15 protein-coding genes are annotated in these 12,833 nt (G+C 72.1%); 9 read left to right on the forward strand and 6 right to left on the reverse strand.

The window, feature by feature from the left end; all coding sequences use genetic code 11:
* Positions 1–62 precede the first annotated feature (62 nt).
* The gene (locus FRZ03_RS23980) at positions 63–446 is read right to left on the reverse strand and encodes a DUF3099 domain-containing protein (RefSeq protein ID WP_146467221.1); all 384 of its coding nucleotides are present in this window, start codon (positions 444–446) and stop codon (positions 63–65) included.
* A 240-nt stretch (positions 447–686) separates the two neighbouring features.
* On the opposite strand from FRZ03_RS23980, the gene FRZ03_RS23985 reads away from it, so the two are divergent.
* Positions 687–977, forward strand: coding sequence for a GlsB/YeaQ/YmgE family stress response membrane protein (locus tag FRZ03_RS23985; protein ID WP_146467222.1), 291 nt, complete (start codon positions 687–689; stop codon positions 975–977).
* Between the two features lie 90 nt (positions 978–1,067).
* Here the strand turns inward: FRZ03_RS23985 and tyrS are convergent, their stop codons facing one another.
* The 3 genes from tyrS to FRZ03_RS24000 are packed head-to-tail and all read right to left on the reverse strand — an operon-like array spanning position 1,068 to position 5,308.
* On the reverse strand, positions 1,068–2,336 hold the full coding sequence (gene tyrS / locus FRZ03_RS23990; RefSeq protein WP_146467223.1) for a tyrosine--tRNA ligase: 1,269 nt from the start codon (positions 2,334–2,336) through the stop codon (positions 1,068–1,070).
* Between the two features lie 57 nt (positions 2,337–2,393).
* Positions 2,394–3,788, reverse strand: a complete 1,395-nt coding sequence (locus FRZ03_RS23995; RefSeq protein WP_146467224.1) for a metallopeptidase TldD-related protein — start codon at positions 3,786–3,788, stop codon at positions 2,394–2,396.
* Entirely contained in the window at positions 3,785–5,308 is a 1,524-nt protein-coding gene (locus FRZ03_RS24000; protein ID WP_146467225.1) for a TldD/PmbA family protein, read from the reverse strand. The genes FRZ03_RS23995 and FRZ03_RS24000 overlap by 4 nt, the downstream gene beginning before the upstream one ends.
* A 249-nt stretch (positions 5,309–5,557) precedes the next feature.
* Here FRZ03_RS24000 and fabG point away from each other — a divergent pair, with 249 nt between their 5' ends.
* The 3 genes from fabG to FRZ03_RS24015 all read left to right on the forward strand — a co-directional run bounded on the left by fabG (position 5,558) and on the right by FRZ03_RS24015 (position 7,580).
* Positions 5,558–6,262: a 3-oxoacyl-[acyl-carrier-protein] reductase gene (fabG, locus tag FRZ03_RS24005; protein WP_146467226.1), complete on the forward strand. Its 705-nt coding sequence runs from the start codon at positions 5,558–5,560 to the stop codon at positions 6,260–6,262.
* A 5-nt stretch (positions 6,263–6,267) separates the two neighbouring features.
* On the forward strand, positions 6,268–7,035 hold the full coding sequence (fabI, locus tag FRZ03_RS24010) for an enoyl-ACP reductase FabI (RefSeq protein ID WP_146467227.1): 768 nt from the start codon (positions 6,268–6,270) through the stop codon (positions 7,033–7,035).
* Positions 7,036–7,238: 203 nt separating this feature from the next.
* Positions 7,239–7,580 carry a hypothetical protein gene (locus tag FRZ03_RS24015; protein WP_146467228.1) on the forward strand — a complete coding sequence of 114 codons (342 nt, stop codon included), beginning with the start codon at positions 7,239–7,241 and terminating at the stop codon, positions 7,578–7,580.
* Here the strand turns inward: FRZ03_RS24015 and FRZ03_RS24020 are convergent.
* Positions 7,558–8,250: a FadR/GntR family transcriptional regulator gene (locus tag FRZ03_RS24020; RefSeq protein WP_146467229.1), complete on the reverse strand. Its 693-nt coding sequence runs from the start codon at positions 8,248–8,250 to the stop codon at positions 7,558–7,560. The genes FRZ03_RS24015 and FRZ03_RS24020 overlap by 23 nt on opposite strands.
* Before the next feature lie 92 nt (positions 8,251–8,342).
* Here FRZ03_RS24020 and FRZ03_RS24025 point away from each other — a divergent pair, with 92 nt between their 5' ends.
* The 4 genes from FRZ03_RS24025 (at position 8,343) to FRZ03_RS24035 (ending at position 10,866) form a co-directional block, all read left to right on the forward strand.
* The gene (locus FRZ03_RS24025) at positions 8,343–9,689 is read left to right on the forward strand and encodes a CynX/NimT family MFS transporter (RefSeq protein ID WP_398660999.1); all 1,347 of its coding nucleotides are present in this window, start codon (positions 8,343–8,345) and stop codon (positions 9,687–9,689) included.
* Positions 9,690–9,732: 43 nt separating this feature from the next.
* Complete coding sequence (locus FRZ03_RS40515; protein WP_261399316.1) at positions 9,733–9,852, forward strand: SGM_5486 family transporter-associated protein; 120 nt, start codon at positions 9,733–9,735, stop codon at positions 9,850–9,852.
* Between the two features lie 210 nt (positions 9,853–10,062).
* Positions 10,063–10,269: a hypothetical protein gene (locus FRZ03_RS24030; RefSeq protein ID WP_146467230.1), complete on the forward strand. Its 207-nt coding sequence runs from the start codon at positions 10,063–10,065 to the stop codon at positions 10,267–10,269.
* 78 nt (positions 10,270–10,347) lie between these two features.
* The gene (locus FRZ03_RS24035; protein ID WP_146467231.1) at positions 10,348–10,866 is read left to right on the forward strand and encodes a SixA phosphatase family protein; all 519 of its coding nucleotides are present in this window, start codon (positions 10,348–10,350) and stop codon (positions 10,864–10,866) included.
* A 76-nt stretch (positions 10,867–10,942) separates the two neighbouring features.
* Here the strand turns inward: FRZ03_RS24035 and serB are convergent, their stop codons facing one another.
* Positions 10,943–12,151 (reverse strand): phosphoserine phosphatase SerB, encoded by a 1,209-nt coding sequence (gene serB / locus FRZ03_RS24040; RefSeq protein ID WP_146467232.1) that lies wholly within the window; start codon positions 12,149–12,151, stop codon positions 10,943–10,945.
* 285 nt (positions 12,152–12,436) lie between these two features.
* Here serB and FRZ03_RS24045 point away from each other — a divergent pair.
* Positions 12,437–12,833, forward strand: a 397-nt coding sequence (locus FRZ03_RS24045) for an FHA domain-containing protein (RefSeq protein WP_261399317.1), incomplete at its 3' end; no start/stop codon positions are given.

Here is a 12,833-nt window from a genome sequence, read left to right on the forward strand (position 1 = left end):
GTTCTGAGCTTTTTCTGAGGTTCGCACCCAGCGGCCGACCGCTTCCCCCACATCCGCACAGGTCACGCGGGGCCGGGCCGTTCGCCGTGCACCCCGGCCTTCGGGCCGCCCTGCCCGTCCTCCGCCTTCTCGCCCGCGTCGGGCGACGTCCCGATCATCGGGCGCAGGGGCGCGGTGACGAACGTCGAGGGCAGTCCGGGCGGCCGCTCGCGGCCCGCGTTGGCGACCACCACGGCGATATAGGGCAGGACCGCCCCGGCCACCAGCGCCACGATGGCCAGGGGCCGTTCGACGTTCCACAGGGTGGCCGCGAGGATCACCGACACCGTGCGGATCGACATCGAGATGACGTACCTCCGCTGCCGGCCGCGCACATCCTCGGCGAGACCGGTCCGGGCCCCGGTGATCCGGAACACCTGGCCGCCGTCGCCGTGCTGTTTCCGCATCACTTCCACCATCCGCCCGTGTCGGACTCTCCCGGTCCGCGCCCTCGTCCGCGCCCGGCGAAGCAAGGGGCGCCGGGACACGTCCAACGGTACGCCGCGCTCGCCCGGCCGACGAGACCGGGGCACCCCTCTGCCTGCGGCGATGACCCCGCCCGGCGCGCCCGCATCCCGACGTGCGGCCGGGGACGGACCGGCTGACACTGGCGTAAAGCTCACTTCGACCCGGACGAGGAGGCAGCCATGGGCTGGTTGTGGGCGATCGTCGTGGGACTCGTGCTGGGTGTGATCGCCAAAGCGATCATCCCGGGCAAGCAGCACAGCCCACTCTGGCTGACCACCATCTGCGGCATCCTCGGCGCCGTCGCGGGCAACGCGATCGCTCGCGCCCTCCACGTCGCCGAGACCCGGGGCATCGACTGGAGCCGGCACATCTTCCAACTCGTGGCCGCGATCATCATCGTGGCCGTGGTGGACTCCTTCTACGCGGCGACGCTGGGCAAGCGAAAGCGCCGCAGGATGGAAAGAGTCTGAGACCGCCCCCAAGGGCGAGGTCCCGCACCCGAGCGTCCCCGGGGGCGTGGGGAACCGCGCGCACCGCGGCTCCCCACGCCCCGACGGCACTTACCGGGCGACGACCTCCACCGCCGCCAGATTCCGCTTGCCGCGCCGCAGCACCAGCCACCGCCCGTCCAGCAGCTCGTCGGCCGACGGCACCGCGTCCTCGGAGGCGACCTTCACGTTGTTCACGTAGGCGCCGCCCTCCTTCACCGTGCGCCGCGCCGCGGACTTGCTGGCGACGAGCCCCACCTCGGCGAAGAGGTCGACCACGGAAGCCAGCTCGGTGACCTGGATGTGCGGCACCTCGGACAGCGCCGCGGCCAGCGTCCGGCCGTCCAGCTCCGCCAGCTCGCCCTGCCCGAACAGCGCCTTGGACGCGGCGGTCACCGCGGCCGTCTGCTCGGCGCCGTGCACCAGCGTGGTCAGCTCCTCGGCGAGCGCCCGCTGCGCCGCCCGGGCCTGCGGCCGCTCCTCGGTCTGCCGCTCCAGCTCCTCGATCTCCTCGCGGGACCTGAAGCTGAAGATGCGCAGGAACTTGGCCACGTCCCGGTCGTCCGCGTTGACCCAGAACTGGTAGAACGCGTACGGCGTGGTCATCTCGGGATCGAGCCAGATGGTGCCGGACTCGGTCTTGCCGAACTTGGTGCCGTCCGCCTTGGTGATCAGCGGGGTGCCCAGCGCGTGCACCACGGCGTCCGGCTCGACCCGGTGGATCAGATCGGTGCCGGAGGTCAGGTTGCCCCACTGGTCGCTGCCGCCGGTCTGGAGCGTGCAGCCGTAGCGCCGGTACAGCTCCAGGAAGTCCATGCCCTGGAGGATCTGGTAGCTGAACTCGGTGTAGCTGATGCCCGCGTCGGAGTTGAGCCGCCGGGACACGGCCTCCTTGGCGATCATCTTGTTGACCCGGAAGTGCTTGCCGATGTCCCGCAGGAACTCGATGGCCGACAGGCCCTGGGTCCAGTCCAGGTTGTTGACCATCACCGCGGCGTTCGGTCCCTCGAAGTCCAGCAGCGGCTGGATCTGCCCGCGCAGCCGCTCCACCCACTGGGCGACGGTGTCCGGCGCGTTCAGCGTGCGCTCCGCGGTCGGCTTGGGGTCGCCGATCAGTCCGGTGGCACCTCCGACCAGGCCCAGCGGGCGGTGGCCCGCCTGCTGGATGCGGCGCATCGTCAGGATCTGCACGAGGTTGCCCAGGTGCAGACTGGGCGCGGTCGGGTCGAAGCCGCAATAGAACGTGACGGGACCGTCCGCGAACGCCTTGCGCAATGCGTCCTCGTCCGTGGAGAGGGCGATGAGCCCGCGCCACTTCAGTTCGTCGACGATGTCCGTCACGGTTCTCGTGTCTCCTCGATGATCTTCGGACTGGTCGGGTGCCAGCCGACTACGAGGTTATACGCCCTGGCTGACAGAACTCATGTTGAATTCGGGGACCCGCAGCGCGGGCATCGCGGCCCTGGTGAACCAGTCGCCCCACTCGCGCGGCAGCGTCTTCTCCGTACGGCCCGCCTCGGTGGCCCGGCGCAGCAGGTCCACCGGCGACTCGTTGAACCGGAAATTGTTCACCTGTCCGGTCACCTCGCCGTTCTCCACCAGGTAGACACCGTCCCGGGTCAGACCGGTGAGCAGCAGCGTCGCCGGGTCGACCTCGCGGATGTACCACAGACAGGTCAGCAGCAGCCCGCGCTCGGTGTGCGCGACCATCTCGTCCAGCGAGCGCTCGTTGCCGCCGTCCAGGATCAGGTTGCCCGGCGCGGGGGCGACCGGCAGCCCGGTGAGCGCGGCGCTGTGCCGGGTGGTCGTCAGCCGCCGCAGGACGCCCTCGCGGATCCAGTCGGTGGCCGGGGCCGGCAGCCCGTTGTCGAACACCGACCGGTCGTCGCCGGAGGAGTGGGCCACCACGAAGGGCGCGCACTCCAGCCCCGGCTCGTGCGGGTCGCCGCGCAGCGTGAGCGGCAGCTCGGAGAACCGCTCGCCGATCCGGGTGCCGCCGCCGGGCCGGGAGAACACCGTGCGGCCCTCGGCCGCGTCCCGGCCCGACGCCGACCACATCTGGTAGATCAGCAGGTCCGCCACCGCGGTCGGCGGCAGCAGCGTCTCGTAGCGGCCCGCGGGCAGCTGGACGCTCCGCTCGGCCCAGCCCAGCCGCACGGCCAGCTCGGCGTCGAGCGCGGCCGGGTCGACGTCCTTGAAGTCCCGGGTGGCGCGCCCGGCCCAGGCCGAGCGGGTGCGGTCGGGCGACTTGGCGTTCAGCTCCAGGGTGCCGGCCGGCTGGTCGTGCCGCAGCCGCAGCCCGGTGGAGGTGCCCAGGTACGTCGAGACCAGCTCGTGGTTGGCGAAGCCGTACAGCTCCCGGCCGCCGGCCCGGGCGCGCGCGAAGGCCTCGCCGAGCGCCGGGGCGAAGTCGGCGAACACGGCGGAGGAGGTCTCGGCGGGCGCGTCCGTGAAGTCGGGCGCCGCGGGCACGCCGGTGACCAGCGGCCGCGCGTCCTCGGCCGGCCCGGCCCCGCGGGCGGCCGCCTCGGCGGCCCGCACCAGCGGCTCCAGCTCCTCGGCGGTCACCGCGGAGCGGGAGACGACCCCGGAGGCGGTGCCCTCCTTGCCGTCCACCGTGGCGATCACCGTGAGCGTGCGGCCGCGGGTCACCCCGTTGGTGGTGAGCGCGTTGCCCGCCCAGCGCAGGTTGGCGGTGGAGTGCTCGTCGGCGATGACGACGCAGCCGTCCGCCCGGGACAGCTCCAGGGCCCGCTCGACGGTCTCGTGCGGCTTGTCGGTGCGGGCGCTCATCGGCCGGCCTCCTGGGTGGTGTTGAGGATGTTGACGCCCCGGAACAGGGCGGAGGGGCAGCCGTGCGACACGGCGGCCACCTGCCCCGGCTGGGCCTTGCCGCAGTTGAAGGCGCCGCCCAGGACGTACGTCCCCGGGCCGCCGACCGCCGCCATCGACCCCCAGAAGTCGGTGGTCGTGGCCTGGTAGGCGACGTCCTTCAGCTGCCCGGTGAGTCGCCCGTTCTCGATCCGGAAGAAGCGCTGCCCGGTGAACTGGAAGTTGTACCGCTGCATGTCGATCGACCAGGACCGGTCCCCGACCACGTAGATGCCCCGGTCGACGCCCCCGATCAGGTCCTCGGTGGACAGCCCGGCCGGATCGGGCCGCAGCGAGACGTTGGCCATGCGCTGCACCGGCACATGGGCGGGGGAGTCGGCGTACGCGCACCCGTTGGACCGCTCGAACCCGGTCAGCCGGGCGATCCGGCGGTCCAGCTGGTAGCCGACCAGCGTGCCGTCCTTCACCAGGTCCCAGGACTGCGCCTCGACGCCCTCGTCGTCGTACCCGATGGTCGCCAGGCCGTGTTCGGCGGTGCGGTCGCCGGTGACGTTCATCAGCTCGGACCCGTACCGCAGCTCGCCCAGCTGGTCGAAGGTGGCGAAGGAGGTGCCGGCGTAGGCGGCCTCGTAGCCCAGCGCCCGGTCCAGCTCGGTGGCGTGCCCGATGGACTCGTGGATGGTCAGCCACAGGTTGGAGGGGTCGATCACCAGGTCGTACAGGCCCGGCTCCACGCTCGGCGCGCGCATCTTCTCGGCCAGCAGCTCCGGGATGCGCGCCAGCTCCTCCTCCCAGTCCCAGCCGGTCCCGGTCAGGTACTCCCAGCCGCGCCCGGCCGGCGGCGCGAGGGTGCGCATCGAGTCGAACTCGCCGCTGGAGCCGTCCACCGACACCGCGGTCAGCTCCGGGTGCAGCCGCACCCGCTGCTGGGTCGTCACGGTCCCGGCCGTGTCGGCGTAGAACTTGTTCTCGTGCACGGTGTGCAGGCTCGCGTCCACGTGGTCGACGCCGTCGGCCGCGAGCAGCCGGGCGCTCCACTGCGCCAGCAGCGCCGTCTTCTCCTCGGCCGGCACCGAGAAGGGGTCGATCTCGTACGACGACACCCAGGTCCGGTCCGCGTGCACCGGCTCGTCGGCCAGCTCCACCCGCTCCTTCGACCCGGCGGCCCTGATCACCTGTGCGGACAGCTTGGCCATGGTCACCGCCTGGGAGGCGACCCGGGCCGCCGCGTCCATGGTCAGGTCCACCCCGGAGGCGAAGCCCCATGTGCCGCCGTGCACGACCCGGACCGCGTACCCGAGGTCGGTGGTGTCCGAGGACCCCGCGGGCCGGGCGTCCCGCAGCCGCAGGGTCGCGTCGCGCACCCGCTCGAACCGGAAGTCCGCGTGCTCGGCCCCGAGCGCCCGCGCGCGGGCGAGCGCGGCGTCGGCGAGGGCCCTGAGGGGAAGCGCCGTGAAGGCTTCGTCGATGGAATGGGGCACGGAGGTCTCCCTGCTGTCGTGGCCTGTCGGCTCCGATCATGGCCTGCGGGCGGTGCGAGCGACCACACCCTTTCGGGTCGGGACCGGTCCGATCTGTAGGGACCCGACAGCGACGGTCCCGCGCCACTGTCGGTGCCCGATTGCCCGCGGGCGCGAGCGGACCGATAGGTTTTCGATGAAGCCGCCTGTCATCCAGGTGTTCGGGCGGATTGTCGGATCTCTGCAGACCGCTATCGAAAGGGTGATCCGTTGAGCCGCTCGGTTCTCGTCACCGGAGGCAACCGGGGCATCGGCCTCGCCATCGCCCGCGCTTTCGCCGACGCCGGCGACAAGGTCGCCATCACATACCGCTCGGGTGAGCCGCCGGCCGGCTTCCTCGCCGTCAAGTGCGACATCACCGACGCCGAGCAGGTGGAGCAGGCCTACAAGGAGATCGAGGACCGGCACGGTCCCGTCGAGGTGCTGGTCGCCAACGCCGGCATCACCAAGGACCAGCTCCTGATGCGCATGTCCGAGGAGGACTTCACCTCGGTCATCGACACCAACCTCACCGGCGCCTTCCGCGTCGTCAAGCGCGCCAACCGCGGCATGCTGCGCGCGAAGAAGGGCCGCGTCGTCCTGATCTCCTCCGTGGTCGGTCTGCTCGGCTCGGCCGGCCAGGCGAACTACGCCGCCTCCAAGGCCGCCCTGGTCGGCTTCGCGCGCTCCCTCGCCCGTGAGCTGGGCTCGCGCAACATCACCTTCAACGTCGTCGCCCCCGGTTTCGTCGACACCGACATGACCAAGGTGCTCAGCGACGAGCAGCGCCAGGGCATCGTCGCGCAGGTGCCGCTCGGCCGGTACGCGCAGCCGGAGGAGATCGCCGCGGCGGTGCGGTTCCTCGCGTCGGACGACGCCTCGTACATCACTGGAGCCGTCATCCCCGTTGACGGCGGACTGGGAATGGGTCACTGATCACCATGAGCGGAATTCTCGAGGGCAAGCGCGTCCTGATCACCGGTGTGCTGATGGAGTCCTCCATCGCCTTCCACGCCGCCAAGCAGGCCCAGGAGCAGGGCGCCGAGATCATCCTGACCGCCTTCCCGCGGCCCACGCTGACCGAGCGCATCGCCAAGAAGCTGCCGAAGCCGACCAAGGTCATCGAGCTGGACGTGACCAACGAGGAGCACCTCGGGCGGCTGGCCGACCTGGTCGGCGAGGAGCTGGGCGGCCTCGACGGCGTCGTGCACTCCATCGGCTTCGCCCCGCAGGACGCGCTCGGCGGCAACTTCCTCAACACGCCGTTCGAGTCGGTGGCCACCGCCATGCACGTCTCGGCGTTCTCCCTGAAGTCGCTGACCATGGCCTGCCTGCCGCTGATGCAGAACGGCGGCTCGGTCGTCGGCCTCACCTTCGACGCCCAGTTCGCCTGGCCGCAGTACGACTGGATGGGCCCGGCCAAGGCCGCCCTGGAGGCGACCAACCGCTACATGGCGCGCGACCTGGGCAAGCAGAACATCCGCTGCAACCTGATCTCGGCGGGCCCGATCGGCTCGATGGCCGCCAAGTCCATCCCGGGCTTCAGCGAGCTGGCCTCCGTCTGGGACAGCCGCTCCCCGCTGGAGTGGGACCTGAAGGACCCGGAGCCGGCCGGCAAGGGCATCGTCGCCCTGCTGAGCGACTGGTTCCCGAAGACCACGGGCGAGATCATCCACGTGGACGGCGGTCTGCACGCGGTCGGCGCCTGAGCGCTCCCGCGTGACGTAAGCCCGCGTGACGTAAGCCCGCGTGCCGGAAGAGGCCCGCACCCCGCCCGGGGTGCGGGCCTCTTCCGTGCCCGGGCCCGTCACCCGTTCGGCTCACCGGCCGGGCGGGCCGGCGTCCGCGTGGCGCACCCTGAAAGCGCGTTCACCCGGCGCATCCCTCCGAGCCCGGCCGAGGAGGTCCCCCGGTGCGCCTGTCCCGCAGCCTGGCACCGCTGACCATGGCCGCCGCGCTGGTGCTGTCCCTGCCGTACGACGCGACGCCGCACGCCCGCGCGAGCGCCGGCGCGCCGCAGCCGTTCGGGGCCGCCTGCCGTACGGCGGTCACCGGCTCCCACGTGGTGGCGTACTGCCACAACCCCTATGTCGACACCGACCGGTTGCGCCTGCACATCGCGTGCGCCCGCTGGTGGGACATCGACACCGACAGCGCCCCGGTGGACGCCGAGCCCGCGCGGACCGTCCGGCTGACCGGCAGGTGCTGGAAGGAGGTCGGCTCGGCCTGGATCAGCCACCAGAAGGTGCGCTGACCGGGCCCGTCCGGCACTGGAAGGGATAGCCGGCGGCCTCGCTCGCCGCCACCTCGGCGTCGCCCGCGCGGATCGCGTCCACCAGGCGGGTGTGGTCCATGTGCGCCTCGGGCGTCAGTTCGGCGCCGACGTCCGCGCGCAGCGCGGCCCGCAGCAGCTCGCCCAGGTCGGCGTACATCGCCGTCATGACCTCGTTGTGGGAGGCGGCGACGACGGCCAGGTGGAAGGTGGCGTCCGCGGTCACGAAGGCCTCCGCCTCGCCGCTCTCCCAGGCCTCGTCGCGCCGCACCAGCAGCGCGTCCAGCTGTCTGAGGTCCTTCTCGGTGCGCCGCTCGGCGGCCAGCTTGGCCGCGGCGGACTCCAGCGTGGAGCGCAGTTCGGCGATGTGCCGCGGGTCCGAGCCGGCGAACCGGCGGTGCATCACACCGGCCAGTTCGCTGGTGGCGACCACATAGGTGCCGGAGCCCTGGCGGATGTCCAGCAGCCCGTTGTGGGCGAGCGCGCGCACGGCCTCGCGGACCGTGTTGCGGGCGACGCCCAGCTGCTCGACGAGTTCCGGCTCGGTCGGGATACGGGAGCCGACCGGCCACTCGCCGGTGGCGATCTGGTTGCGCAGTTCGGCGATCACCTGCTCGGACAGGACCGAACGGCGCGGGTGGCTCAGGGGCATGGCACACCTTTGCACGGGAGGCCGGGGCGCGCGCGCTCCGGGGGTTCCGGGGGATGGACAACCAATCATCCTATGATTCTATGATGGGCCTCATGGCTAGTGAGGAAACCCGCGCAGTGGACACCCGTACGGCGATGTCATCGACCGAACGCGGCATGTCCGCCACGCCGAGCGCACCCGAGACGACCCCGGAACCGGGCGCCCCGCGCGCATGGGTGATCCGCCTGGTCACCGCCGGCATCGTGCTGACCGCGCTCAATCTGCGCCCGGCCATCACCAGCCTCGGCGCCCTCCTGGAGGAGGTCCGCGACGGGCTCGGCATGAGCGGCAGCGTGGCCGGACTGCTCACCTCCGTGCCGACGCTCTGCTTCGCCGTCTTCGGGGTGACCGCGCCCCGTCTGGCCCGCCGCTTCGGCCCGGCCGCCGTGGTGTGCGCCGGCATGGCCGCCGTCTGCGCGGGCCTGCTGATCCGGCCGTACGCCGGGAACACCGCCGGGTTCCTGGCCGCCAGCGTGCTCGCCCTGATGGGCATCGCGGTCAGCAACGTGCTGATGCCGGTCATCGTCAAGCGCTGGTTCCCCGACCGGGTCGGCTCCATGACCGGCCTGTACTCGATGGTCCTCGCCCTCGGCAGCTCCCTCCCGGCCGCGGTGACGGTCCCGCTGACCCGTGCCATGGGCGGCCACTGGCAGCCGGGACTCGCCGTCTGGGCGGTGATCGCGGCGGCGGCCGTGCTGCCCTGGCTGCCGCTGGTACGGCAGGGCCGGGGCGGCGCCGGGCACGAGGACTCGGGCCGGGCGGCCGGCGCATCCGCGGCCGCCGGGCCGGGGGCGCAGCCGGCGCAGGCCCCGCTGCGGATCACCCGCAGCCGCACCGCCTGGGCGCTCGCCGTCTTCTTCGGCCTCCAGGCCACCGCCGCCTACATCACCATGGGCTGGATGGCGCAGATCTTCCGCGACGCGGGCGTCTCGGCCGGCACCTCGGGCCTGCTGCTCGCCGTGACCATGGTGATGGGCGTGCCGCTGGCCTTCGTCATCCCGCGGGTCGCCACCCGGCTGCCCCAGCAGGGCCCGATCGTGCTGGCCCTGGGCGTGTGCGGGCTCGCCGGATACGCCGGCCTGTACCTCGCCCCGGCCGCCGGCGCCTGGGCCTGGGCGCTGCTGCTCGGCATCTCCAACTGCGCCTTCCCGCTCGCGCTGACGATGGTCGGCATGCGGGCCCGCAGTGGTGCGGGGGTGGCCCAGCTGTCCGCGTTCGCGCAGAGCACCGGCTACCTGATCTCCATCCCGGGCCCGCTGCTGGTCGGCGTGCTCTACCAGCACAGCGGCGGCTGGGGGCTGCCGATCGCCCTCATGGCGGCGCTGATGGTGCCCCAGATGGTGGTGGGCTTCCTCGCGGGCCGCGACCGCACGGTGGAGGAGGAGGCCGCCGCGCGCTGACCCCCGCGCACGGCGGCCGGGGCAGAGGTGCGAGACTGGGCGCATGCAGCCTGTGCTCGACCCGAACCCCCGCAACGGTCAGAAGAAGATGCTGCTCGTCTTCGGCTCCTTCTTCGCGATCTTCGTCCTCATCGCCATCGTCGCGACCATCGCGTCCCCGTGACGCCGCCCGCCGCGTGACGCCGCCCGCCCCGAGCCCTTCCGCCACGGCGTTCCGGGCGGAGGGTGGGGCTGGCCCCCCTGTCCCCTAGGGGGCAAGGGTCAGGGGTAACTGGGTGGAAAACCTGATGGGTTGGCGGCCGCGGATTCCGTACCTTCGAGTGGTGACCGCATCGGGTGGTCACCGACCCGCTCGAAGGACCTCGGAGGCACCATGTCCGCCCGCACCCACTTCCGGACCCACCCGGCGACCACGGGCGGCGTCGACATCCGGCTGCCCTGGTGGGCCCTCGCGCTGCCCGCGCTCGCCTTCATCGGTCTGTTCCTGCTGATACTCAGCCCGTCGAACGCGCACGCGGTCGGCTCCGACCCGGCGATACCCCGTCTCGTCGAGCGCGCACAGCAGTTGCTCGGGCACTGACCGAGAGCCGCCGTACGCGGCCGGTTCGCCTGTCAACTCCCTGCGCCCTGTGGCCTGTTTCATGCGAAGCTGGGACGCATGAGCGTCGCAGAACCCCGCAGGATCGCCCTTTTCCGGCATGCGAAAGCCGACTGGCCCCAGGTGTCCGACCATGAGCGCCCGCTCGCCGAGCGGGGCCGCAAGGACGCGGCGGTCGCCGGACGCAAGCTGACCGACTCCGGCCTCACCTTCGATCTGGCCCTGTGCTCCACCGCGACCCGGACCCGCGAGACCTGGAAGCTCGCCGTCCACGAGCTGGCGCACCGGCCGAAGACCGTCTACGAGGAGCGGATCTACGAGGCCTCGCCCGGCGAGCTGATCGCCCTGCTCAACGAGGTCCCGGACGAGGTCGCCACGGTGATCCTGATCGGCCACAACCCGGGGGTGCACGGCCTCGCCGAGATCCTGTCCGGCTCGGCCGACGAGGAGGCCCGCGAGCGGATGAACCGGCGGGGCTTCCCCGCCGCCGCCTTCGCCCTGCTCTCCTTCGAGGGCCCCTGGAAGAGCCTGGAGCCGGGAGTGTGCACGCTGAGCGGCTTCTGGGCGCCCTCGGAGTGACCCGGAGCCGGCGTCAGGGGTCCGGCTCCGCCGGGGAGACCGGACCCCCGGCGTACGGCGGTGGGGCGGCGGGGTCTCAGTCCTCGTCGTGGGTGTCGGCCGCCTCGACCTCTTCCCGGGTGATGCCGAGGAGGTAGAGGACCGTGTCGAGGAAGGGGAAGTTCACCGCGGTGTGCGCCGCCTGGCGGACCACGGGCTTGGCGTTGAAGGCGACACCGAGACCGGCCGCGTTGAGCATGTCCAGGTCGTTGGCGCCGTCGCCGATCGCCACCGTCTGCGCCAGCGGCACCCCCGCCTCGGCGGCGAACCGGCGCAGCAGCCGCGCCTTGCCCGCGCGGTCCACGATCTCCCCGGTGACCCGGCCGGTCAGCTTGCCGTCCACGATCTCCAGCGTGTTCGCCTGGGCGAAGTCGAGCCCCAGCCGCTCCCGCAGATCGTCGGTGACCTGGGTGAAGCCGCCGGAGACCACGCCGACCTGGTAGCCGAGCCGCTTCAGGGTGCGGATCAGGGTGCGGGCGCCCGGGGTCAGCCGGATCTCGTTGCGCACCTTCTCCACCACCGATGCGTCCAGGCCCGCCAGCAGCGCGACGCGCGCGTGCAGGGACTGCTCGAAGTCCAGCTCGCCGCGCATCGCCGCCGCGGTCACCTCGGCGACCTTGTCCTCGCAGCCCGCGTGCGCGGCGAAGAGTTCGATGACCTCGTCCTGGATCAGGGTGGAGTCCACGTCCATCACCACCAGGCGCTGCGCGCGGCGGTGCAGGCCCGCCGCGACCACGGCGATGTCGACACCGAGTGCCGCGGCGTCCTGCGCCAGCGCGGTGCGCAGCGGCTCGGTCTCCACGCCGGAGACCGCGAACTCCACCGCGGTCACGGGGTACTTGGCAAGCCGGAAGATACGGTCGATGTTGCCGCCGGCCTTCGCGATGCGGGCGGCGATGGCCGCGGTCGACTCGGCGGTGAGCGGATGGCCGAGAACGGTCACCAGGGAGCGTCCGAGGCCGCGCGGGCGGTTGTCGCCGTGCCCCGAGATGATCTCCGCCTGCATCTTCATCGACTCGGCCCAGCTGTGCACGGTGGACCGCAGATCGCCCTCGATCCCGGCCGGCGGCTGGCTCACCAGCGCGCACAGCACCAGGCGTCCCCGGGTGACGACCTGCTCGATGTCGACCACGTCGACGGAGTACGCGGCAAGGGTGTCGAAGAGCCCGGCCGTGATGCCCGGCCGGTCCTTGCCGAAGATCTTGACGAGGAGAGTGGGGACCTCGGGGGTCTGCGCAGCATCCATGGTTCTCCCACCGTATCCGGCACCCCGTGCCGCACGCCCCCGAGGTCCGCCTGACGGACACGGAACAATGGGTGGTGTCGGGGTGTCCGGGACGTTGCGGACGGGAGGCGGCGGACCCGCAACTCCCCGCCCCCGTCCCGGGTGAGAGGCGGAGCGGACGGGGGTCTCGCGGCACGCCCGGGTTTTGGTCAGGGGGGCGGGCCTGAAATAGTTCCCCACGATGTTCGACATCCCTAGACTCCCCGCGATGGGGGCAATTCGGGGGACAACTCAGTGGGGCATGGAGTGCCGGAACTCGTACTGGAAACAAACGGACGTACCTGGACGCTCGATCCGTCCAGGCCTTACACCCTGGGCAGAGATCCGCAGGGTGACATCGTCTTCGAAGACGCCAGGGTCTCCTGGCGGCACGCCACGGTCAGCTTCGACGGCCGCGGCTGGGTCATCGAGGACCACGGCAGCACCAACGGCACGTATCTGCGGGGGCAGCGGATCCAGCGGTCCGAGATAGGCCCGGGCGTCTCGGTGCATCTCGGCAACGCGACCGACGGACCGCGGCTGGATCTCACCGGTGCCGCGATCGCCGCCGGCCGGCAGCCGCAGCAGCAGCCGCACGCGCAGCAGGCGCCGTACGCCGCCCAGGGCGCGGGCGCCGCGGCCTGGGCCCAGCAGCCCGCCCAGC

The sequence above is a fragment of the Streptomyces misionensis genome (genome assembly GCF_007896895.1).
Classification (GTDB): Bacteria; Actinomycetota; Actinomycetes; order Streptomycetales; family Streptomycetaceae; genus Streptomyces; species Streptomyces misionensis_A.